This is a genomic window from Nocardia sp. X0981 (assembly GCF_977089955.1).
Genome location: NZ_OZ372435.1, coordinates 5,386,406 through 5,407,339 on the forward strand (window position 1 = coordinate 5,386,406; position 20,934 = coordinate 5,407,339).

A 20,934-nucleotide genomic window follows, 5' to 3' on the forward strand; every position below is an offset into this window, starting at 1 on the left:
GCGGGCACCGGGCGCCGGACCGGTCCCGGTCCCACCGTCCTCACGCCGGCCGGGAACCGATCGACGGGAACCGGGCGACGGCGCTCCCGGCGCGGGAGCGGGCCCCTGTCATCTCGGTACCGTCGCGGTCGGTGAAGGTCAGGACGCCGTCCTCGACAGGGCTTCTGCGCAGGTAGGCACGGTCCCGGAAATAACTGTTGACCACCTTCCAGGGACCGCCGGTGCCCTGGCGCGGCATCACCGCGTCGCCACGCTGGATATAGCCGGAGCTCAGCGCACCCCCCATGACCGAGACCTCCGACCGGTCGCTGTCGCGGGCGTGCACCACAAAGCGTGTATATCCCTTTTCGCGCATACGGTTCAGCACCCGGCAGAAGTATTCGGCGGCCAGATCGGCTTTGAGCGTCCACGATGCGTTGGTGTACCCCAGCACCATCAGCGCGTTCGGGACGCCGTCGAGCAACGACCCTTTGTACATGACCCGGTCGCGGGGGTGCACGGGGACGCCGTCCACCTCCAGGGTGGCGCCTCCGAGGATCTGGATGGTCAGCCCGGTCGCGGTGACGACGATATCCGCTTCGATCTCCTCCCCCGAGGAAACGCGGATACCGGTTTCGGTGAACGTCTCGATGGTGTCGGTGACCACCGAGGCCTGTCCGCGACGTAACGCCTTGAACAGGTCGCCGTCGGGCACCACACACAGCCGCTGATCCCAGGGTGCGTAATCGGGCGTGAAGTGCCGCATATCCACCCGGGTACCCACCGCCGCGCGTACCCATTTCAGGAACAGCTGCCGCGCCAGTTCCGGCTGTTTACGCGACAGCTGATAGCTCGCCTGCTGGACCGCGATATTGCGGGCACGACCCACCCGGTAGGTGAGACCGGCCGGCGATCCGAGCTTCGTCAAACCGATCGCGACCGGGTCGTCGGCCGGTATGGAGGCGATATAGGTGGGCGAACGCTGCAGCATGGTGACATGCGCTGCGGCGCGGGCCAGGGCGGGCACCAGGGTGATCGCGGTGGCACCGCTACCGATCACCACGACCTTCTTGTCGCGGTGGTCGAGGTCTTGCGGCCAGTGCTGCGGGTGGACGATCCGGCCGGTGAAACGCTCCTCGCCGGGGAAGGAGGGACGGTAGCCGTTGTCGTAGTCGTAGTAGCCCGTGCACCCCACCAGGAAGTCGCCGGTCCAGACCTCTTCGGTGCCGGTCGCTTCCACGAGTACCCGTACGGTCCACCGGTTCTCCACACCGGACCAGCTCGCCGAGACGACCCTGCGGCCGAACCGGATATGCGGGACGACCCCGTACGCCTCGGCGGTCTCCTCGAGATAACGGCGGATACCGGCGCCGTCGGCCAGCATCTTCGTTCCCCGCCAGGGGCGGAAACCGTAGCCGAAGGAGTACATATCGGAATCCGAGCGGATACCCGGGTAGCGGAACAGGTCCCAGGTGCCCCCGATGGCCTCGCGCCGCTCCAGGACCGCGTAACTGCGTCCGGTGTTCTCCTTTTCCAGGTGGCAGGCCACATCGATACCGGACAGCCCGGCGCCGATGATCAGTACGTCGACATGCCGCGTCATTGCGTTCCTCGTCTGTTCGTGCCGGGTCGCCGCCAGATTCGTGACAGACGCACCTACTATCTGTAACCGAGAGTACATAATATTTCCCGGCCACCGGAAGGGAACGGGAAGACCGGAGCGCGGACCACCCGACCCGACGAACCGGGCCTCGGTGGACCACCCGCCGCCGACCTCCATCCGGCAGAGAACGACGGCGGCGGGTTCGGACGGCCCACCGGTACGACCATCCGAACCCGCCACACCGCACCCGGCGCCGGGCCGCCGACGGAGATATTCCGCCCGACGTCTCACGCACCCGGCCCCGGCAGCGGATCCGGCGCGATCATCGCCGCCGCGGTGAGCACGACACCGCCGCTAGACCTGGGCCACCGGTCGCGGCCGGCACCCCGGCGCCGTCGCCGCGCGCCGTCGCGGAACCACGATCCCCCGCCGCACCAGACTCTCCGCGGTATCCCGGATCGTGTCCGAAATCGGGCGCATGGTCCACCCCAGTTCCCGGTACGCCCGGTCGGCGCTCAACCGCTCGACCCGGCCCAGCGTGGGCACGGTCAGCCGCAACCCCCGGTCGGCGAGCGCCGCCACCCGCACCAGCAGATCGGGCAGTGTGCGGGTGGTGACACCGAACCCCCGGGGCCCGTACTCCGCGGCGAGCATCCGAGCCATATCCCGCATCCACAGGTGTTCCCCGGCGCAGATGTAGCGGTGCCCCGCGGCCTGCGGCTTCTCCATGGCCAACCGGTGCGCCACCGCGAGGTCCCGCACATCCACCATCGCCCACCCGACCCGCGGCGATCCCGGATCGGCCCCGGCGAGCAGGCGGCGGATCGGCTCGTGCGAGGTACTCGTCCGCGACGAGAGCAGCGGGCCGAGCACCATCCCCGGGTTCACCACCACCAACTCGAGCCCACGACCAGCGGGCAGTGCGGCCACGAAATCCCAGGCGGCCCGCTCGGCAAGGGTCTTACTGCGCTGATAGGCGGGACTACGCTCGATGACCGTCCAGTCCGCTTCGGTGCGTACCGCGTCGTCCCGGTGCCCGTACGCGATCGCGGCGATCGAGGACGTCACCACGACCCGTCGCACCTCCGGCGCGTCCGCACAGGCCCGCAGCACCCGCAGAGTACCGTCGACGGCGGTCGCGACCAGTTCACCGTCGTCTTCCGGCGGTGTCGACGGGAAGGGCGACGCGATGTGCAGTACATGAGTGCAGCCCGCGACCGCCTCCGCCCAGCCGCTGTCACGATCCAGATGCGCGGCCACGAATTCGAGCTCGGCCCCGTTGCGCGCGGCGTGATCGGCCAGATGCGCCCATCCGGCCGAATCGGCCGTATCGCGGACGGTGGCGCGGACCGCGTAGCCGTGCCCGAGCAGTTCGACGATCACGTGTCCGGCGACGAATCCTGTCGCGCCGGTGACGAGTACCCGTGTACTCATATCCACTTCTCCCATTCCCGCGGCGCCGTCTGAGCACCGCTCAGATAATCTAAGCACTGCATAGATCAGATGTCCAGACCGCATCCGGTCCAGGGCCGTGATGCGCTTACCCTCAGGAGGTGTCCCGCACCTCCTACCACCACGGCGCGCTCCGCGACGCACTGCTGGCCGCCTGCCTGCGGCTCATCGAAACCGAAGGCATCGCCTCGGTGAGCCTGCGCCGGGTCGCCCGGGAGGCCGGAGTGAGCTCCGGAGCCCCGTATCACCATTTCGCCGACCGCGCCGCGCTACTCGCCGACCTGGCCACCCAGGGGTTCCGCAAACTGGCCGAACAGCTCACCGCCGCGCGGTCCGCGGCCCCCTCCCCCACTGCCGCGCTGGAGGCCGTGGTGCAGAGCTACGTGGGGTTCGCCAGAGAACAACCCGGCTATTTCCGGCTGATGTTCCGGCCCGAGTTGTCACAACCGGAGAAGCATCCGGACACCCGCGCGGCCGGCGAAGCCGCGTTCGGAGTTCTCACCGATGCGGTCACCGCCTGCGTGACCGCCGGTGACCTGCCACCGGAACGCGCCGAGACCACCACCCTCACCCTCTGGGCACTCGGCCACGGCCTGGCTTCGCTCTGGCTCGACGGCCAGCTCGACAAACGTGGCGTACTGCTCGGCACCACCCCGACGGCCCTGATCGATTCCGTCATGGGCAACATCACCGGAATCGCCACCCTCGAATCCGGACCGCCCCGATGATCCGCCGGGGCACCACCCCGCCCGGCCGCCGGGGCACGACGCGATATCGCCGGACCGCTCGGCAGTACCGCGCGGATGCCCCGGCGGCACCGTATTCGCCGAAGTCGCCGTGTCCCCCTCGGCGACGGACCACGCGGCGGGCCGACGGTCCCGCTTCGGACATATGGTGGAAACCGGGTCGGCGCGGCGCCCGTCCGAGCCGACCAGGAGGAACTGTCATGAATGCCACCAAAGCCCGGACCGGCCTGATCATCGCGGCCGCCGCGCTGGCACTGGCCGGCTGCAGCGATATCGAGCAGGCACTCAACAAGGGTGGCGACACCCCGTGCCGGGAATACGTCGCGCAGGACGCCGAGACCAAACGAGTGACGATCACCAAGTTCCTCGAGGAACAGCAGGGCCGCGAGCCGACGGGGACCAATGTGGATCTGTCCATGGCCGCGGTCGAGGCACTGTGCAGCGTCCAGGCCAATGCCGATACCCCGATCGAGCGCGCGGACCTCGCCGGAATATTCATTCGGAAATAGCTGAGCCCGTGCGTTCTCGGGCCTCGGCACGGCTCTGCGGCGCACCCCCGGCCGTTCCACGACGGCATCCGGGCCGCGGATAGCCTATACCACAGCCCTTTTCACCGAAGCAGGGAGACCCACTCGCCTCAGCCGAGGCGATACGCAAGAATGTGTTCGCAAAAGTGCTGGCGAAAAAGCGATCCGGAAAGGGGCAGCGGTGAGACCGGACGCGGTGCGCCCGCCCGGCATCCGGCGCCGGAGACTGCGAGGAGCAATATGTTTCATCGGATCGATGCGATAGCACCGCTGTACCGCGGCACGGCGCGGAGTCGCTGATGGCGTATCGCACTGATCGGGTCGCGGTAACCGACAGAGCCCGCAACGCGCTCCGTGAGTTGATCGAGCAGCACGGCCCCATCCTGTTGTATCTCCCCGGGGACGACGCCGGTGAACCGTCCCCGCAGTGGCTCCCGATCCGCGATTTCCGGGCCGCCGACGGCGATACACTGTTCGGGCGGCTGGCCTGGCACACCGAACTGTGGATGAGCGCCGCGTCCTATACGCGATTCGAACGCGAACATCTCACCGTCGACGTCCCGCCCGATTCCGGATCGGCGGGAATCGGGGAAACCACGGACCCGCAGCCGGAGACACCGACGACCTTCCTGCTCCGCGCTCGCCGGCTCAGCGCCGCGGAAACCGCCGCTCTCGAGGCCCGTAAACGCGGTGGCCGCGGCAACGCCGGCTGATCCGTCCGGGCGCGGCTCGGCGTCCGGACGCGATTCGAGGTCAAAGCAGGTCCCGATCAATGGGATTCGATATGCGCACAAGGAGCCGGAACGTTATCTTGTGGCGATGTTCAGAGCGAGGCTCGGTGTCCGCGCCCGGATCCTGGCCATCGCGCTCATCCCGAGTCTGACCCTGTTGGTGGCCGGTGTGGGTGCGACGGGTTACCTGATCGATCAGGGGCAGCACAACCGTCAGGTGACCGAGGCACTCCGCGAGGTCTCGGGCCCCACCCGTAACGCGTACGAGGTGATCCAGAACGAACGCCGGCTGACACTGGCACACCTCGCCGGCGATCCCACCGCGGCCGAGGCCCTCGCCACGGTCCGGCCCGAGACCGAGCAGTCGCTGAGCGATCTGGTAGCGGGTTCGCAGCGGCTCCGGGAGCTACAACCGGAGGAGATCACCGACGACGTCGGCTCGTTCACCACCCTCACCCAGCAACTCGGCAATATCCGTTCCGCCGTCGACAAGCGCGCCGTACCGACCGGTGACGCCTACACCTTCTATGTACGCGTTCTCGATACCTTCGCCATCGGCGCGCAGCTCTCGCACACCTTCGAGGAGAATCCGGAGGCGGTTGTCCAGCTCGGCCTGGTCGCCCGGATCATGCACGCACTCGAGGCGGCCTCCCGCAGCCATGCCCTGGCCGGCGCGGCCCTGCGGACCGGCAACCCTGTCGCGCTTCCCGAAGAGTACATCCAGCAGACGGGCTTCTACCACGCCGAAACCGCGCTGCTGGCCACTCAACTGACACCGGAGATCGGCGAACGGCTGCGCGGCCTGCTCGACAGCCCGGAATGGCAGCTGCTGATCCGCACCGAGAACACGCTCATCGCCCGCAGCGCCCCCGGCGCGGAACCCGGCGGCAGAGCCGACGGACTACCGGCCGCGCAACTGGCGGCATGGGAGGCGGCAGCCGACCACGTCAATCAGGAACTGCTGAACCTCTGGGACGACCAGAACCAGCTGATGCAGAACATCTCGCTCGACGCGGCCGCCCGCACCACCTACCGATCGCTGCTGCTGGGCCTCGCAGCGCTGGTGTTCTCCGCCGCGGCCTTCGGTGTGTCACTGGTGCTGGCCAACCGGTTCATCCACCGCCTGGTCCGGCTGCGCGACCATACGCTGGCGCTGTCCGACGAACGGTTGCCGGATATGCTCGACCGTCTCCGTGCCGGTGAGGACATCGATGAAACCGAGGCCGCCCCGAAACTCGATTTCGGCCGTGACGAACTCGGAGCGGTGGCCACCGCCTTCGAACACGCACACGCGGCGGCGGTGACGGCGGCCGTCACCGAGGCCCGCACCCAGCAGGGCGTCAAGGCGATCTTCCTGAACATCGCCCACCGCAGCCAGGTGGTGGTCCACAAACAGCTGGAGATCCTGGACGAGGCCGAACGCCGTGAAGAGGATCCGGCCATGCTGGACATCCTGTTCAAACTGGATCACCTGGCCACCCGGGAACGCCGCAACGCCGAGAATCTCACCGTGCTCGGTGGCGGTAAACCGGGCCGGCAGTGGCGCGCCCCGGTACCGCTGGTGGATCTGGTGCGCAGCGCGGTCGGGGAAACCCAGGACTACACCCGGGTACGACTCGCCCGCCTGCCCGAACTGCGCATCGCCGGTAACGCGGTCGGCGATCTCATCCACCTGCTCGCCGAACTCGTCGACAATGCCACCTCGTTCTCGCCCCCGCAGTCGCGCGTGCAGATCACCGGCTCGGTCATCGGCAAGGGTGTCGCGGTGGAGATCACCGACCAGGGCATGGGTATTCCCGCCGAGAGCCGCGACCGGCTCAACGAACTCCTGGAGAATCCACCGAATTTCGAGGTCAATTCGCTGCAGGGCGATTCCCGCCTCGGACTTTTCGTGGTGGCACAGCTGGCCGCCCGGCACGGTGTCTCCGTGCGGCTGGGCGAATCGGAGTACGGCGGCGTGCGCGCGGTGGTCATCGTGCCCTCCGTCCTGCTGACCGACCCGGCGGAGGAAACCACGCCGCTGGCCGGCCTGCCGCGGACACCGGCGCCGGCCCCCGACGTCCCGGCGGATCCCCGGGGTGAACCCACCACGGAGACCAGGACCACCGCAACGCTGCTCGCGGACCCGCCCACCGTGCCCACCACCACCCGCGAACCCGCCGAACCGGCGCCCGCCGGAGACTCCGGTCCGCCCGCCGCCGCCCTCGCGGGCGAGGCCGCCGCCCCCCCGGCGGAACCGAAGCTACTCGCCGACGGTCGTCCGGCTTTACCGCGCCGCACCAGGCAGGCTAAAGTCGCACCGCGACCAGAAGATTCGGCCGCTCCGCAGGCCACAACGGCGCGGCCGCGCTCGGCCGAACAAGCACGAGACCTGATGGCAGCGATCGAGAACGGCACCCGGCAGGGCCGCAGGCCATTGCCCGCCGAAGATTCCGGCACCGGAAGCCCGGCGCCGGACGGCCCATCCTCGAAGGAACAGGAAGGCTAAGTGTCCACTTCCACGCAAGGTGATCTGAACTGGTTGCTCGACGACCTCGTCGAGCGGCTCGCCGGGGTCCGGCTGGCGGTCGTACTGTCCACCGACGGAATGCTGCTCGGCCACTCCTCGAAAATGGACCGCACCGAAGCCGAACACTTCGCGGCCATGTCGTCCACGCTGCACGGGCTGGCCCGCAGTGCGGGCGCGCGATTCGACGGCGGCAGTGTGCGCCAGGCGGTGATCGAGCTCGACCGCGCCGTCCTGTTCGTCACCTCGGCGGGCGATAACGCCTGCATCGCGGTGCAGGCGGCCGCCGACGCCAATCTCGGTATGGTGGCCTACGAGATGAACCTGACCGTCCAGCGTGTCGGTACCCACCTCTCGACAGGTTCCCGCGGTGGGGCCGGGGCCGAGCCGCCCCGGTCGTGAGCGCGGCGACGGTGCACAACAAGTGAGCTGGTATGACCGGTAAACGGGATTCCTGGTTCGACGACGAGGCCGGCCCTCTGGTACGTCCGTATGCGATCACTCGGGGCCGCACCGTGGGCGCGGGACACGAGCTGGATATGCTCACGGTCGTGGTCAAAGCGCGCGGCGCTCCGCCGTTGCGCCGCACCGAACCCGAGTACACCGATATCGTGCACCTGTGCACGGAAGCACAAACCGTGGCGGAGGTGGCAGCCGCCTTGAAACTGCCGCTGGCGGTGACCAAGATTCTCGTCGGAGATCTGATCGGTGACGGCCATCTGATCTTCCGGGCTCCGGTGCAGATGGAGTCCGGTCCCGGCGACTTCAACATATTGCGAGCGGTACTGGATGGAATCCGAAAAATTTGACCCTGCCCGGATGGACCCCGGAGCGCCGGCCCTTGCTGCGTCGGTGAAGGTCCTCATCGCCGGTGGTTTCGGCGTCGGCAAAACCACCATGGTGTCGTCGATCAGCGAGATCCCGCCGCTACGCACCGAGGAGATGATCACCGAACTCAGTACGGGGATCGACGATCTCTCCGGCGTCGAGTCCAAGACCACCACCACGGTGGCGCTGGACTTCGGCCGGATCACCATCGACCGGGATCTGGTGCTGTACCTCTTCGGTACGCCCGGCCAGGACCGCTTCTGGTTCCTATGGGACGAATTGGCCCGTGGCGCGCTCGGCGCGGTGGTACTGGCCGATACCCGTCGGCTCGGTAATTCCTTCGCCGCCATCGACTATTTCGAACGGCGCGGGCTGCCCTTCCTGATCGCGGTGAACTGTTTCGACGGTGCTCCCCGCTACACCATCGACGAGGTTCGCGACGCGCTCGATCTCGACCCGACGATCCCGGTGATGCTGTGTGACGCACGCGATCGGGTCTCGGCCAAGAATGTGCTGCTCAGCCTGATCGAGCATCTCATCGACCGGGCCACCCGGCCGAAGAACCTCACCACCAGCTGATCATCCGGTGCGGAGCCGGTGCGCCCGGCTCCGCCCCCGGTCAGGGTGCGAGCAGCCGCGCCGCGTGTAGTTCATCGAACAGCAGCTGGTCCACCGGCGGCACGCGCGGCCGGTCGTGGTAGCCGAACCACGCGAGTTCGGCGATCTCGCTGCTCGCCGTGAGCACACCGCGGTAGTCGGCTCGGTAGCAGCTCATCCGGACCCGGGCGCCGCCGTCGGTGGCCTCGTAGACCCCCACCGGTACGACGGTGGCGGGGTCCAGCGCGACGGTGAGTTCCTCGGTGATCTCCCGCAGCAGGGTCTGTTCATCGGTTTCGCCGGATTCGCGTTTACCACCCGGGATGTAGAAGACGTCCTTGCCGCGCGGACGCGCGCACAGAATCCGGCCGTCCACGATCAGCACCCAGGCGACCGTATCGATGAGTTCCCCGACCAGCTCGTCCGTCACGCGGGGAGCTTAACCGACGTGGCCGAGGGCGTTCTCGGCCAAGGTGCCACGAACCGCACGTCCGCGGACGTACCATGCGGACGTGGCCGATGCGAATCCTCCCGCCGTGCTGCGGGTCCTGGTCTACAGCAACGATGCCGACACCCGGAGCCAGGTGATGCTGGCGCTCGGGCGTCGCCCGCATCCGGAGCTACCCCCCTTGGAGTATCTCGAAGTGGCCACCGGGCCGGTGGTTCTGGACCGGATGGATGCCGGCGCGGCCGACCTGGCGGTGCTGGACGGGGAGTCCGTACCGGTCGGGGGGATGGGGCTGGCCAAACAGCTCAAGGACGAGATCGACAACTGCCCGCCGCTGATCGTGCTCACCGGACGTGCCGACGATGCCTGGCTGGCGAACTGGTCGCGGGCCGAGGCGGTGGCCGCGCACCCGATCGACCCGCTGCGGCTCACCGAAATCGTGGTCGATCTGCTGCGTCGCCGTTCGGCCGCATAAGCGGCGATTGCGTTCTTTCGCTCATAAATCTCAGTCCCGAATTCGATCAAAGCACCTGGCGAATCCCCATTCGTCCTGCCGGGACAGTTGTAGGCTGTGCTTTAGCTCACATGAGCGCGGGAGATGACATATAACCCGCGGTGCCGTATTCCCTGCCCAGCCCCTCTCGGCCTCCGGGCACCGACCGGCAACGCGGGCCGTACCCATCGAACGCCCGACCCCGTTCGCGGAACCCGGCGGCACAACCGCGGGGTTCCAGTTCGCAAGGAGGGGAAGCGCAGTCGTGAACACCGAACTGCCGATACTGGTCCTCGGCGCGGTCGCCGCCGCCTTCGCGGTGATCTCGGTCCTGATCGCGAGCCTGATCGGCCCCAAACGCTACAACCGCGCCAAGCTACAGGCCTACGAATGCGGTATCGAACCGACCCCGCACGCGGTCGCGGGAGGCGCGGGAAATATTACCGGGCAACGCTTTCCGGTGAAGTACTACCTCACCGCCATGCTGTTCATCATCTTCGATATCGAGATCGTGTTCCTCTACCCGTGGGCGGTCCATATCGATGCGCTCGGGGTGTTCGGACTGGTTGCGATGACCCTGTTCATCGTCAATGTCTCGGTGGCCTACGCCTACGAATGGCGCCGCGGCGGCCTCAGCTGGGACTGAACCGCGAACCTCCGATCAGCCGGACCCGCGCCCCGGCGCGGGCCAGAGACCCAGGGAGTAGTCGGACATGGGTTTGGAAGAGAAACTGCCCAGCGGTTTCGTGCTCAGCACGGTCGAAGCCATGGCAGGGTATATGCGCAAGGGTTCGCTGTGGCCGGCCACCTTCGGCCTGGCGTGCTGCGCGATCGAGATGATGGCCACCGGCGGCGGCCGCTTCGATTCGGCGCGGTTCGGTATGGAGGTCTTCCGTGCCTCGCCGCGGCAGGCGGACCTGATGATCGTGGCGGGGCGGGTCAGCCAGAAGATGGCGCCGGTGCTACGCCAGGTCTACGACCAGATGACCGAACCCAAATGGGTGCTGGCCATGGGGGTCTGCGCTTCCTCCGGGGGCATGTTCAACAACTACGCCATCGTGCAGGGCGTGGACCATGTGGTTCCGGTGGATATCTACCTCCCCGGTTGTCCACCGCGCCCGGAAATGCTGCTCAACGCGATCCTCGCGTTGCACGCCAAGATCCAGGCCACCCCGATGGGCGTGAACCGCGCCGAGGCGATCCGGGCCGCGGAACAGGCCGCGCTGGCCGCCACTCCGACCATCCGGATGGAAGGCCTGCTGCGATGAGCACCGAGGAACCCGGAACCCGCAGGACGCGCGCGGTGGAACCGGAACAGCCGGTCGGCCCGCACGACGAGGTGATCGGCGTCCGCCGAGGCATGTTCGGAATCTCCGGCAGCGGTGACACCTCCGGATACGGCCGGCTGGTACACGAGGTCGCGCTCCCGGGCGGTACCCCACCACCGTACGGCGGCTGGTTCGACACCGTGATCGATCTGCTGCGCGCCGCACTGGCCGCCGAGGCGGGCTATGACGCATCGGTCGAGAAAGTGGTGGTGGACCGGAGTGAGCTCACGCTGCACATCCGGCGGGAGCATCTGGTGGCGGTGGCCCGCGCGTTACGCGACGATCCCGCCCTGCGCTTCGAACTGTGTCTCGGCGTGAACGGCGTGCACTACCCGGAGGACACCGGCCGCGAACTGCACGCCGTCTACCACCTGAACTCGATCACCCACGGACGGCGGCTGCGCCTCGAGGTATCCGCTCCCGACGCCGATCCGCATATCCCCTCGCTGTACCGGGTGTACCCGACCTGCGACTGGCACGAGCGGGAAACCTACGACTTCTTCGGTATCCGATTCGACGGGCATCCCTCGCTGACCCGCATCACCATGCCCGACGACTGGCGCGGTCATCCACAGCGCAAGGACTACCCGCTGGGCGGGATACCGGTCGAGTACAAGGGCGCGCGTATCCCGCCGCCCGATGAGCGGAGGGCCTACAGCTGATGAGCGAGATCGATATCCGGCCCGGGATCCCCGGCGGGCCGGAAACCAGCGACCCGAAGTCCGGCGAACCGGCCACCGCCGGCCCCACCGATCCGGTGGTCACCGTCGCCGGCCAGGACTGGGACGAGGTCGCCGACGCACTACGCGGTGCCGGCGAGGAACGCATCGTCGTCAATATGGGCCCCCAGCATCCGTCCACCCACGGTGTCCTGCGACTCATCCTCGAGATCGAGGGCGAAACCGTGGTGGAAGCCCGCTGCGGAATCGGCTACCTGCACACCGGAATCGAGAAGAATCTCGAGTTCCGTACCTGGGCCCAAGGCGTCACCTTCGTCACCCGGATGGACTACCTGTCCCCCTTCTTCAACGAAACGGCCTTCTGCCTGGGCGTGGAGCGGCTGCTCGGGATCACCGAGGACATCCCCGAGCGCGCCACCGTGATCCGGGTGCTACTGATGGAGCTCAACCGCATCTCCTCGCACCTGGTGGCGCTGGCCACCGGCGGTATGGAACTGGGAGCGCTCACCCCGATGCTGTTCGGGTTCCGCGAGCGCGAACTGATCCTCGACGTTTTCGAGGCCATCACCGGGCTGCGGATGAATCACGCCTTCATCCGGCCCGGCGGGATCGCCCAGGACCTACCGGACAACGGGGTGACCAAGATCCGCGAACTCCTGGACCTGATGCCGAAGCGCCTCCGGGATATGGAGCATCTGCTCACCCACAACCCGATCTTCAAGGCGCGTACCGAGGGTATCGGCTACCTCGATCTCACCGGCTGCATCGCGCTGGGAGTCACCGGGCCGGTGCTGCGGTCCACGGGGCTACCCCACGATCTACGCAAATCCATGCCGTACTGCGGGTACGAGACCTATGAGTTCGCGGTGCCCACCACCGATACCTGCGACTGCTACGGCCGCTACCTCATCCGCATCGAGGAGATGAAGGAGTCGCTGAAGATCGTCGAGCAGTGCCTGGACCGGCTGCGGCCGGGGCCGGTGATGGTGGCGGACAAGAAGATCGCCTGGCCCGCCGATCTCACTCTCGGCGCCGACGGCCTCGGCAATTCCCCGCGGCATATCGGCCGGATCATGGGCACCTCCATGGAGGGGCTCATCCACCATTTCAAGCTGGTCACCGAGGGTATCCGGGTACCGCCGGGCCAGGTCTACGCGGCGGTCGAATCCCCACGTGGGGAATTGGGGGTGCATATGGTCAGCGACGGCGGTACCCGCCCCTACCGGGTTCACTATCGCGATCCCTCGTTCACCAATCTGCAAGCGGTGGCGGCGATGTGCGAAGGCGGCATGGTAGCGGATGTCATCGCCGCGGTCGCCAGTATCGACCCCGTGATGGGCGGTGTGGACCGATGATGCGATACCTCCGCCTTCGCTGCGGCCTCCGCGGACCGCATCGACCCACTCCGGAAAAGCACCCCACAAGGCGATACCTCCGCCTTCGCTGCGGCCTCCGCGGACCGCATCGACCCACTCCGGAAAAGCACCCCACAACGGGATACCTCCGCCAACGCTGCGGCCTCCGCGGATCCTGTGTACCGGCTTCGAGGGAGGACCTGTGACCGAGATCCTGTTGCGTCTGAGCACCCGGCCGCAGCCCTACCCCGAGGACGTGCGCGCCCGGCTGGAACCGGACGCGAAAGAGATCATCGCCCGTTATCCGCAGCCTCGTTCGGCGCTGCTACCGCTGCTGCACCTGGTGCAATCCGAGGAGGGATACGTCAGCAGTACCGGGATCGATTTCTGCGCCGAGCTGCTGGGTCTCACGGGCGCCGAGGTGACCGCGGTCGCCACGTTCTACTCCATGTACCGTCGCACGCCCACGGGTACCTACCACGTAGGAGTGTGTACCAATACTCTGTGTGCGGTGCTGGGTGGTGATGCCATCCTCGCGGCCCTGCGCGAACATCTGGGCATCGCGCACGGCGAGACGACCGCCGACGGTGCGGTCACGCTCGAGCACATCGAATGCAACGCGGCCTGCGATTACGCGCCGGTCGTCATGGTGAACTGGGAGTTCTTCGACAACCAGACGCCCGAATCGGCGCGCGCCCTGGTCGACGCCCTCCGCGCCGGGAACACCGTCACTCCGACCCGCGGCGCGCCCCTGTGCACCTTCCGGGAGACGGCACGGATCCTGGCGGGCTTCCCCGACACCAGGCCCGGTGCTCTCGACGGCGAACCGGGAGCCCCGACCCTCGCGGGCCTCGATACCGCCCGCGAACACGGGATGGGCACCCCCGAAGCACCGGCCGCGACCGAGGACGGTGCACGATGACGCTCACCCCCGTCCTCAGCCGGTATTGGGACCTGCCGGACTCCTGGACCCTGGCCACCTACCGCTCCCACCAGGGTTACGAGGCCTTGCCGATCGCCCTGGGGATGTCGCCCGACCAGGTGATCGCGACGGTCAAGGACGCCGGATTGCGCGGTCGCGGCGGCGCCGGGTTCCCGACCGGGATGAAATGGGGTTTCATCCCGCAGGGACCCGAACCCGATGGGACCGCCAAACCCCACTACCTGGTGGTCAACGCCGACGAATCCGAACCGGGGACCTGCAAGGACATCCCGCTCATGCTGGCCGCGCCGCATTCGCTGATCGAAGGGGTGATCATCGCCGCCTACGCCATCCGGGCCGCGCACGCGTTCATCTATCTGCGCGGCGAGGTGGTGCCGGTGCTGCGCCGGCTGCACGCCGCGGTCGCCGAGGCCTACGCCGCGGGACTACTGGGCCACGATGTTCTCGGTTCCGGCTACGATCTCGAACTCACCGTGCACGCCGGCGCCGGCGCCTATATCTGCGGTGAGGAAACGGCGCTGCTGGATTCGCTCGAGGGCCGGCGCGGCCAGCCCCGGCTGCGCCCGCCGTTCCCCGCGGTCGCCGGGCTCTACGCCAGTCCCACCGTGGTGAACAACGTGGAGTCCATCGCCAGTGTGCCGCCGATCATCCGCAACGGTCCCGCCTGGTTCCGGTCCATGGGCAGCGAGAAATCACCCGGATTCACGCTGTACTCGCTGTCCGGGCATATCGCCCGGCCGGGCCAGTACGAGGCACCGCTGGGTATCACCCTGCGCGAACTGCTCGGGTACGCGGGCGGTATCCGCGCGGGACACGAGCTCAAGTTCTGGACTCCCGGTGGTTCCTCCACCCCGCTGTTCACCGCCGAACATCTCGACGTCCCCCTGGATTACGAGAACGTGATGGCACAGGGGTCGATGCTGGGCACCAAGGCCCTGCAGATCTTCGACGACACCACCTGCGTCGTACGGGCGGTCCTGCGGTGGACGGAGTTCTACGCGCACGAATCGTGCGGTAAGTGCACCCCCTGCCGGGAGGGGACGTACTGGCTGGTGCAACTGCTCACCCGGCTGGAGGCAGGCCTCGGTACCCCCGCGGACCTGGACAAGCTGCTGGATATCGCCGACAACATCAACGGCAAATCCTTCTGCGCTCTCGGCGACGGCGCGGCCAGCCCCATCGTGTCGTCGATGAAGTACTTCCGCGACGAGTACATCACCCATCTGGAACAGGGTGGCTGCCCCTTCGATCCGGCCCGCGCCACCGCCTGGGCCGGATCCGCGGCCGGAGAGGGAGTCCGATGACAGCCACGGTCCGTTCCGATTCCGCCGATCTGCAACCGGCCGACCTGGTCACCGTTACCATCGACGGCACCACGGTCGCCGTCCCGGCCGGAACCCTGCTCATCCGCGCCGCCGAACTGATCGGCATCCAGATTCCCCGCTTCTGCGATCACCCGCTGCTCGCCCCGGTCGGCGCCTGCCGGCAGTGCCTGGTGGAAGTGGAGGGCCAGCGCAAACCGGTGGCCTCCTGCACCATGGCTGTCACCGACGGTATGGTCGCGCGCACCCAGCTCACTTCCGCCGTCGCGGACAGAGCTCAGCAGGGTGTGATGGAACTGCTGCTGATCAACCATCCGCTCGACTGCCCGGTCTGTGACAAGGGCGGGGAATGCCCACTGCAGAACCAGGCCATGTCCACCGGGCGTACGGAAACCCGGTTCGAAGGCGTCAAACGTACCTTCCCCAAACCCGTTCCGCTGTCCAGCGCGGTACTGCTGGACCGGGAACGCTGTGTACTGTGCGCGCGCTGCACCCGGTTCTCCCAGCAGATCGCCGGAGATCCGTTCATCGAACTGCTCGACCGCGGGGCGCTCCAGCAGGTGGGTACCGCCGAGCACGAACCCCTCGATTCCTACTTCTCCGGCAACACCGTGCAGATCTGCCCGGTAGGCGCACTCACCGGCACCAGCTACCGCTTCCGGGCCCGCCCGTTCGATCTGGTGTCCAGCCCGAATATCTGCGAACACTGCGCCTCGGGCTGCGCGCAGCGCACCGACCATCGCCGCGGTAAGGTGCTGCGGCGACTGGCCGGTGACGACCCGCAGGTCAACGAGGAATGGAACTGCGACAAGGGCCGCTGGGCCTTCACCTACGCCACCGAACGGGACCGGATCACCACCCCGCTGCTCCGCGGCGCCGACGGCGAACTGGCACCGTGCTCCTGGCCGGAGGCGCTCTCGGCCGCCGCCCGCGGGCTGCGCGCGGGCGGGGGCAACGCGGCGGTACTCACCGGCGGCCGGATCACCGAGGAGGAGGCGTACGCCTACGCCAAATTCGCCCGGGTGGTCCTGGGCACCAACGATATCGACTTCCGCGCCCGCGCCCATTCCGCGGAGGAGGCGCGATTCCTCGCCGCCCGGGTGGCCGGGCGCACCGGCGCCGTCACCTACGACAGTCTGGCCGCCGCGCCGGTGGTGTTGCTCGCCGGTTTCGAACCCGAAGAAGAGTCCCCCATCGTGTATCTGCGGCTACGGAAAGCGGCGCGCACCCGGGGGCTGCCGGTGTTCTCGGTGGCTCCCTACGCCTCGCGCGGCCTGACCCGGATGTCGGGCACGCTCGTCCCGGCGGTTCCGGGTACCGAGCCTGGTGTCCTCGCGGAACTCGGTGCCGACGACGGCGATTCCGTTGCCGCCCGCTTGGCCCGGCTGCTGCGGGAACCGGGTGCGGTGATCCTGGCCGGGGAGCGTCTGGCCGCGATCCCCGGGGCGCTGTCGGCGACGGTGCGGCTCGCCGCCGATACCGGGGCCGCGCTCGCCTGGGTTCCCCGCCGGGCGGGCGAACGCGGCGCGGTGGAGGCCGGTGCCCTGCCCGGCCTGCTGCCGGGCGGCCGCCCGGTCACCGACCCGCAGGCGCGCCGGCAGGTCTGCGATGTGTGGAACATCGCCGATCTGCCCGAGACGCCGGGGCGTGATACCGGCACGGTCCTGGACGGGTCGGCAACGGTGGAAACCCTGCTGATCGGTGGTGTCGAACTCGCCGATCTCCCCGACCCCGCGGCGGCCCGCGCGACCCTGGCGGCGGCACGTTTCGTCGTCTCCCTGGAACAGCGGCACAGTGAGGTCACCGCATACGCCGATGTCGTGTTCCCGGTGGCGACAGCCATGGAGAAATCCGGGACCTTCCGGACCTGGGAGGGCCGGCCGCGCCCGTTCACGGCCGCGCTGACCGAGAATACGGTGCGCCGAACCGCCGCCCCGCTCACAGATCAACGGGTACTGCACAGTCTCGCCGCGGAACTGGGGGTCTCGCTCGGTCTGCCCGATACCGCCGCCGCCCGCGCCGAGCTCGACCGGTTGGGTGCCTGGACCGGTGCCACCGCCGCGCCGCCGACGGTCGAGGCCGCACCACTCGCCCGCACCGAACCGGGGACCGCGGTACTGGCCGGCTGGCGCATGCTGCTCGACCGGGGCCGTATGCAGGACGGTGAGCCGAATCTGGCCGGGACCGCACGGCGGCCGGTGGCCAGATTATCGGCGGCCACCGCCGCGGAAGTGGGCGCCGCCGAAGGGGAGCCGGTGATCGTCGGCACCCCCCGCGGCAGTGTCACGCTGCCCCTGGCCGTCACCGAGATGCCGGACCGGGTGGTGTGGCTACCGATGAACTCTCCCGGCTGCTCCCTCTACACCGATCTGGGCGCCGGACCGGGCAGCGTCGTCACCCTGCGGCGCGCCGAGAAGCGGACGGAGGAATCCGACCATGACTGATCTGTCCCTCTTCGGTCACGACCCGCTGTGGCTGGTCGCCGCCAAAGCCGTCGCCGTCTTCGTGTTCCTGCTGCTCACCGTGCTCTTCGGCGTGCTGGTGGAACGCAAGGTGGTGGCCTGGATGCAGATGCGGGTCGGGCCGAACCGGGTGGGCCCCAAGGGCCTACTGCAGAGCGCCGCCGACGGGGTGAAGATGGCGTTCAAGGAAGACATCGTGCCCGCCATCGTGGACAAACCCATCTTCGTTCTGGCTCCGATCATCTCGGTGATCTCCGCGGTGCTGGCCTTCGCGGTGATACCGTTCGGGCCCGCGGTGTCGATCCTCGGGCAGCGCACCCCCCTGCAACTCACCGATCTGCCCGTCGGCGTGCTCTACATCCTCGCGGTCACGTCGATCGGGGTCTACGGCATCGTGCTGGCCGGGTGGGCTTCGGGTTCCACCTATCCGTTGCTCGGCGGTCTGCGTTCCACCGCGCAGGTGATCTCCTACGAGATCTCCATGGCCCTGTGCTTCGCGGCCGTGTTCCTGCTCGGCGGCACCATGTCCACCTCCGGGATCATCGCCGCGCAACAGCCCACCTGGTATGTGTTCCTGCTGCTGCCGTCGTTCCTCGTCTACTGCGTCTCCATGGTCGGCGAAACGAACCGGGCGCCGTTCGATCTCCCCGAGGCCGAGGGCGAACTCGTCGGCGGCTTCCACACCGAGTACTCGTCGCTGAAATTCGCGATGTTCATGCTCGCCGAGTACGTGAACATGGCGACGGTATCGGCCCTGGCGACCACCATGTTCCTCGGTGGTTGGCGGGCGCCGTTCCCGATCAACCTGTGGGAGGGCGCGAATTCCGGCTGGTGGCCGCTGCTGTGGTTCACCGCCAAGGTGTGGATGTTCCTGTTCGTATTCATCTGGTTGCGCGGTACGCTGCCCCGGCTGCGTTACGACCAGTTCATGAATCTGGGCTGGAAACTGCTCATCCCGACCTCACTGGTGTGGGTGATGGTGGTGGCCACCGCGCGGGTCCTCGACCTCGAGGGCTATCCCGTCCGCGCCCCGATCCTGGTGGTCGGCGGCCTGCTGATCACCGCGGTACTGGTGGGGCTCTTCCTCCGGGCCGGGCGCACACCCGCACCCGCACCCGAATTCGGCCCCGACGAGGAACCGGCCACCGTGGTCTCCTCCTCCGCGTCGAGCGGTACCGAGGTCTTTCTCGGCTTCCCCACCCCGCCGCTACCGGAACGGACCTCGACCATCACCACCTCCCCCGGGTTGTTCGAACCGCTGGCGGGTTTCGCGGTGACCGCGCTCACCATGTTCAAGAAACCCAATACCGAGTTCTACCCCGAGGAGAAAGTACCCACCGCACCCCGGTATCACGGCCGGCACCAGCTCAACCGGCACCCCGATGGACTGGAGAAGTGCATCGGATGCGAACTCTGCGCCTGGGCCTGCCCGGCCGACGCCATCTATGTGGAGGGCGCCGACAACACCGAGGACGAGCGCTACTCCCCGGGGGAACGCTACGGCCGCGTCTACCAGATCAACTACCTGCGCTGCATCGGCTGCGGTTTGTGCATCGAGGCCTGCCCCACCCGGGCGCTGACCATGACCAATGAATACGAACTCACCGACGACAACCGCGCCGATCTCATCTACGAGAAGGACCGCCTGCTCGCGCCCCTGACCCCCGATATGCAGGCCCCGCCGCATGCCATGGCGCCGGGCACCACCGAGGCCGACTACTACCTCGGGCGGGTGACGGGCACACCGGAGCGGCCCACCGCGGACACCGCACCGGGAGGCACGCGATGACACCGGACCCGTCCACGGCTCTCCTGGCCGCCGAACCCCTCACCGGGACGAGTACCGCCGAGGCAGTGCAGTTCTGGATCCTCGCCCCGCTGGCGGTGCTCGGCGCTCTCGGCACGGTCTTCGCGGCCAAGGCCGTCCATTCGGCGATCTGCCTGGCCGCGACCATGATCACGCTCGCGGTGTTCTACATAGCTCAGGACGCCCTGTTCCTCGGTGTCGTACAGATCGTGGTGTACACCGGCGCGGTCATGATGCTGTTCCTGTTCGTGCTCATGCTGGTGGGCGTCGATTCCACGGAATCGCTCCGGGAAACGCTGCGCGGACAACGGATCGCCGCGGCGGTGGTCGGTTCGGGCTTCGGACTGCTGCTGTGCACGGGTATCGCGCACGGGGTGCGGCGCTCCGATATCGTCTTTCCCGCCACCGGGTTCCCGGGCCGGGATGTGATCGGTGCGCTGGCGGAACTGATCTTCGTACGCTACGTCTGGGCTTTCGAGCTCACCGGCGCGCTGCTGATCGCCGCCACCATCGGGGCCATGTTGCTGGCCCACCGCGAGAAGTTCGGGCCGAAACTCGGCCAGCGGGAACTGGCGCGCCGGCGATTCCGCGATCCCGGGCACCGGCCCACCCCGCTGCCCACCCCCGGCGTCTACGCCCGGCACAACGCCGTCGATATCCCCGCCCGCCTCCCGGACGGGTCGTTCGAGGAACTGTCGGTCTCGACCATTCTGCGGCACCGCCGCACCCGGGCGCTCACCGATGCCGCCGTCCTGTCGGTCGGCACCCCGCAGGCTCCCGGCGCCGAGGACGGTACCGCCCGCCCGGCCGAAGAGGAAGGTATCCGGTGAATCCCGAGAACTATCTGTTCCTTTCCGCGCTGCTGTTCACCATCGGCGCCGCGGGTGTGCTGCTCCGGCGTAACGCGATCATCGTGTTCATGTGCATCGAGCTCATGCTCAACGCGGTGAATCTCGCGTTCGTCACCTTCGCCCGGATGCACGCGAACCTGGACGGCCAGGTGTTCGCGTTCTTCACGATGGTGGTGGCCGCGGCCGAGGTCGTGGTCGGCCTGGCCATCATCATCACCATCTTCCGTGCCCGCCGCTCGACCTCGGTCGACGACGCCAACCTGCTGAAGTTCTGAC

21 protein-coding genes are annotated in these 20,934 nt (G+C 68.1%); 18 read left to right on the forward strand and 3 right to left on the reverse strand.

The features are described from left to right. Positions 1-40 precede the first annotated feature (40 nt). Both ACYR7D_RS23735 and ACYR7D_RS23740 read right to left on the reverse strand, forming a co-directional pair. On the reverse strand, positions 41-1,582 hold the full coding sequence (locus ACYR7D_RS23735; RefSeq protein ID WP_459546739.1) for a flavin-containing monooxygenase: 1,542 nt from the start codon (positions 1,580-1,582) through the stop codon (positions 41-43). 354 nt (positions 1,583-1,936) lie between these two features. Continuing rightward, on the reverse strand, positions 1,937-3,016 hold the full coding sequence (locus tag ACYR7D_RS23740) for an SDR family oxidoreductase (RefSeq protein WP_459546740.1): 1,080 nt from the start codon (positions 3,014-3,016) through the stop codon (positions 1,937-1,939). A 119-nt stretch (positions 3,017-3,135) separates the two neighbouring features. Between ACYR7D_RS23740 and ACYR7D_RS23745 the strand changes: the two genes are divergently transcribed. From ACYR7D_RS23745 to ACYR7D_RS23775, 7 genes are all read left to right on the forward strand, one after another. Further along, positions 3,136-3,762, forward strand: coding sequence for a TetR/AcrR family transcriptional regulator (locus tag ACYR7D_RS23745; protein ID WP_459546741.1), 627 nt, complete (start codon positions 3,136-3,138; stop codon positions 3,760-3,762). Between the two features lie 218 nt (positions 3,763-3,980). Then, entirely contained in the window at positions 3,981-4,289 is a 309-nt protein-coding gene (locus ACYR7D_RS23750; protein WP_459546742.1) for a hypothetical protein, read from the forward strand. A gap of 317 nt (positions 4,290-4,606) precedes the next feature. After that, complete coding sequence (locus ACYR7D_RS23755; RefSeq protein WP_459546743.1) at positions 4,607-5,020, forward strand: DUF779 domain-containing protein; 414 nt, start codon at positions 4,607-4,609, stop codon at positions 5,018-5,020. A gap of 106 nt (positions 5,021-5,126) precedes the next feature. Continuing rightward, positions 5,127-7,526 (forward strand): sensor histidine kinase, encoded by a 2,400-nt coding sequence (locus ACYR7D_RS23760; RefSeq protein WP_459546744.1) that lies wholly within the window; start codon positions 5,127-5,129, stop codon positions 7,524-7,526. After that, positions 7,527-7,946, forward strand: coding sequence for a roadblock/LC7 domain-containing protein (locus ACYR7D_RS23765; protein WP_459546745.1), 420 nt, complete (start codon positions 7,527-7,529; stop codon positions 7,944-7,946). Positions 7,947-7,978: 32 nt separating this feature from the next. Beyond that, the gene (locus tag ACYR7D_RS23770) at positions 7,979-8,353 is read left to right on the forward strand and encodes a DUF742 domain-containing protein (RefSeq protein WP_459546746.1); all 375 of its coding nucleotides are present in this window, start codon (positions 7,979-7,981) and stop codon (positions 8,351-8,353) included. Between the two features lie 10 nt (positions 8,354-8,363). Further along, a complete protein-coding gene (locus ACYR7D_RS23775) occupies positions 8,364-8,951 on the forward strand; it encodes a GTP-binding protein (protein ID WP_459546747.1) in 588 nt (195 codons plus the stop codon). A gap of 40 nt (positions 8,952-8,991) precedes the next feature. Here ACYR7D_RS23775 and ACYR7D_RS23780 read toward each other — a convergent pair whose 3' ends face one another. Further along, a complete protein-coding gene (locus tag ACYR7D_RS23780; RefSeq protein WP_459546748.1) occupies positions 8,992-9,399 on the reverse strand; it encodes an NUDIX hydrolase in 408 nt (135 codons plus the stop codon). Between the two features lie 82 nt (positions 9,400-9,481). Here ACYR7D_RS23780 and ACYR7D_RS23785 point away from each other — a divergent pair, with 82 nt between their 5' ends. The 11 genes from ACYR7D_RS23785 to nuoK all read left to right on the forward strand — a co-directional run bounded on the left by ACYR7D_RS23785 (position 9,482) and on the right by nuoK (position 20,933). Then, positions 9,482-9,892 (forward strand): Rv3143 family two-component system response regulator, encoded by a 411-nt coding sequence (locus ACYR7D_RS23785; RefSeq protein ID WP_459546749.1) that lies wholly within the window; start codon positions 9,482-9,484, stop codon positions 9,890-9,892. A gap of 283 nt (positions 9,893-10,175) precedes the next feature. Then, a complete protein-coding gene (locus ACYR7D_RS23790) occupies positions 10,176-10,556 on the forward strand; it encodes an NADH-quinone oxidoreductase subunit A (RefSeq protein ID WP_459546750.1) in 381 nt (126 codons plus the stop codon). A gap of 67 nt (positions 10,557-10,623) precedes the next feature. Then, entirely contained in the window at positions 10,624-11,178 is a 555-nt protein-coding gene (locus tag ACYR7D_RS23795; RefSeq protein ID WP_459546751.1) for a NuoB/complex I 20 kDa subunit family protein, read from the forward strand. Continuing rightward, positions 11,175-11,900: an NADH-quinone oxidoreductase subunit C gene (locus ACYR7D_RS23800; protein WP_459546752.1), complete on the forward strand. Its 726-nt coding sequence runs from the start codon at positions 11,175-11,177 to the stop codon at positions 11,898-11,900. Before ACYR7D_RS23795 ends, ACYR7D_RS23800 begins: the two co-directional genes overlap by 4 nt. Beyond that, positions 11,900-13,273 carry an NADH-quinone oxidoreductase subunit D gene (locus ACYR7D_RS23805; RefSeq protein ID WP_459546753.1) on the forward strand — a complete coding sequence of 458 codons (1,374 nt, stop codon included), beginning with the start codon at positions 11,900-11,902 and terminating at the stop codon, positions 13,271-13,273. The genes ACYR7D_RS23800 and ACYR7D_RS23805 overlap by 1 nt, the downstream gene beginning before the upstream one ends. A 202-nt stretch (positions 13,274-13,475) precedes the next feature. Continuing rightward, the gene (gene nuoE, locus ACYR7D_RS23810) at positions 13,476-14,195 is read left to right on the forward strand and encodes an NADH-quinone oxidoreductase subunit NuoE (RefSeq protein ID WP_459546754.1); all 720 of its coding nucleotides are present in this window, start codon (positions 13,476-13,478) and stop codon (positions 14,193-14,195) included. Beyond that, positions 14,192-15,520 carry an NADH-quinone oxidoreductase subunit NuoF gene (gene nuoF / locus ACYR7D_RS23815; protein ID WP_459546755.1) on the forward strand — a complete coding sequence of 443 codons (1,329 nt, stop codon included), beginning with the start codon at positions 14,192-14,194 and terminating at the stop codon, positions 15,518-15,520. The genes nuoE and nuoF overlap by 4 nt, the downstream gene beginning before the upstream one ends. After that, entirely contained in the window at positions 15,517-17,982 is a 2,466-nt protein-coding gene (locus ACYR7D_RS23820) for an NADH-quinone oxidoreductase subunit G (protein WP_459546756.1), read from the forward strand. The genes nuoF and ACYR7D_RS23820 overlap by 4 nt, the downstream gene beginning before the upstream one ends. Next, a complete protein-coding gene (gene nuoH / locus ACYR7D_RS23825; protein WP_459546757.1) occupies positions 17,975-19,789 on the forward strand; it encodes an NADH-quinone oxidoreductase subunit NuoH in 1,815 nt (604 codons plus the stop codon). Before ACYR7D_RS23820 ends, nuoH begins: the two co-directional genes overlap by 8 nt. Continuing rightward, positions 19,786-20,637, forward strand: coding sequence for an NADH-quinone oxidoreductase subunit J (locus ACYR7D_RS23830; RefSeq protein ID WP_459546758.1), 852 nt, complete (start codon positions 19,786-19,788; stop codon positions 20,635-20,637). Before nuoH ends, ACYR7D_RS23830 begins: the two co-directional genes overlap by 4 nt. Beyond that, the gene (nuoK, locus tag ACYR7D_RS23835; protein WP_058855693.1) at positions 20,634-20,933 is read left to right on the forward strand and encodes an NADH-quinone oxidoreductase subunit NuoK; all 300 of its coding nucleotides are present in this window, start codon (positions 20,634-20,636) and stop codon (positions 20,931-20,933) included. Before ACYR7D_RS23830 ends, nuoK begins: the two co-directional genes overlap by 4 nt. Position 20,934: the final 1 nt, after the last annotated feature.

Coding starts and splice junctions, on each gene's coding strand:
- nuoH (WP_459546757.1), top strand. CDS start 17,975: ATGACTGATCTGTCCCTCTTCGGTCACGACCCGCTGTGGCTGGTCGCC.
- ACYR7D_RS23760 (WP_459546744.1), top strand. CDS start 5,127: ATGTTCAGAGCGAGGCTCGGTGTCCGCGCCCGGATCCTGGCCATCGCG.
- ACYR7D_RS23775 (WP_459546747.1), top strand. CDS start 8,364: ATGGACCCCGGAGCGCCGGCCCTTGCTGCGTCGGTGAAGGTCCTCATC.
- ACYR7D_RS23805 (WP_459546753.1), top strand. CDS start 11,900: ATGAGCGAGATCGATATCCGGCCCGGGATCCCCGGCGGGCCGGAAACC.
- ACYR7D_RS23820 (WP_459546756.1), top strand. CDS start 15,517: ATGACAGCCACGGTCCGTTCCGATTCCGCCGATCTGCAACCGGCCGAC.
- ACYR7D_RS23800 (WP_459546752.1), top strand. CDS start 11,175: ATGAGCACCGAGGAACCCGGAACCCGCAGGACGCGCGCGGTGGAACCG.
- ACYR7D_RS23750 (WP_459546742.1), top strand. CDS start 3,981: ATGAATGCCACCAAAGCCCGGACCGGCCTGATCATCGCGGCCGCCGCG.
- nuoF (WP_459546755.1), top strand. CDS start 14,192: ATGACGCTCACCCCCGTCCTCAGCCGGTATTGGGACCTGCCGGACTCC.
- ACYR7D_RS23740 (WP_459546740.1), bottom strand. CDS start 3,016: ATGAGTACACGGGTACTCGTCACCGGCGCGACAGGATTCGTCGCCGGA.
- ACYR7D_RS23735 (WP_459546739.1), bottom strand. CDS start 1,582: ATGACGCGGCATGTCGACGTACTGATCATCGGCGCCGGGCTGTCCGGT.
- ACYR7D_RS23795 (WP_459546751.1), top strand. CDS start 10,624: ATGGGTTTGGAAGAGAAACTGCCCAGCGGTTTCGTGCTCAGCACGGTC.
- ACYR7D_RS23830 (WP_459546758.1), top strand. CDS start 19,786: ATGACACCGGACCCGTCCACGGCTCTCCTGGCCGCCGAACCCCTCACC.
- ACYR7D_RS23770 (WP_459546746.1), top strand. CDS start 7,979: ATGACCGGTAAACGGGATTCCTGGTTCGACGACGAGGCCGGCCCTCTG.
- ACYR7D_RS23755 (WP_459546743.1), top strand. CDS start 4,607: ATGGCGTATCGCACTGATCGGGTCGCGGTAACCGACAGAGCCCGCAAC.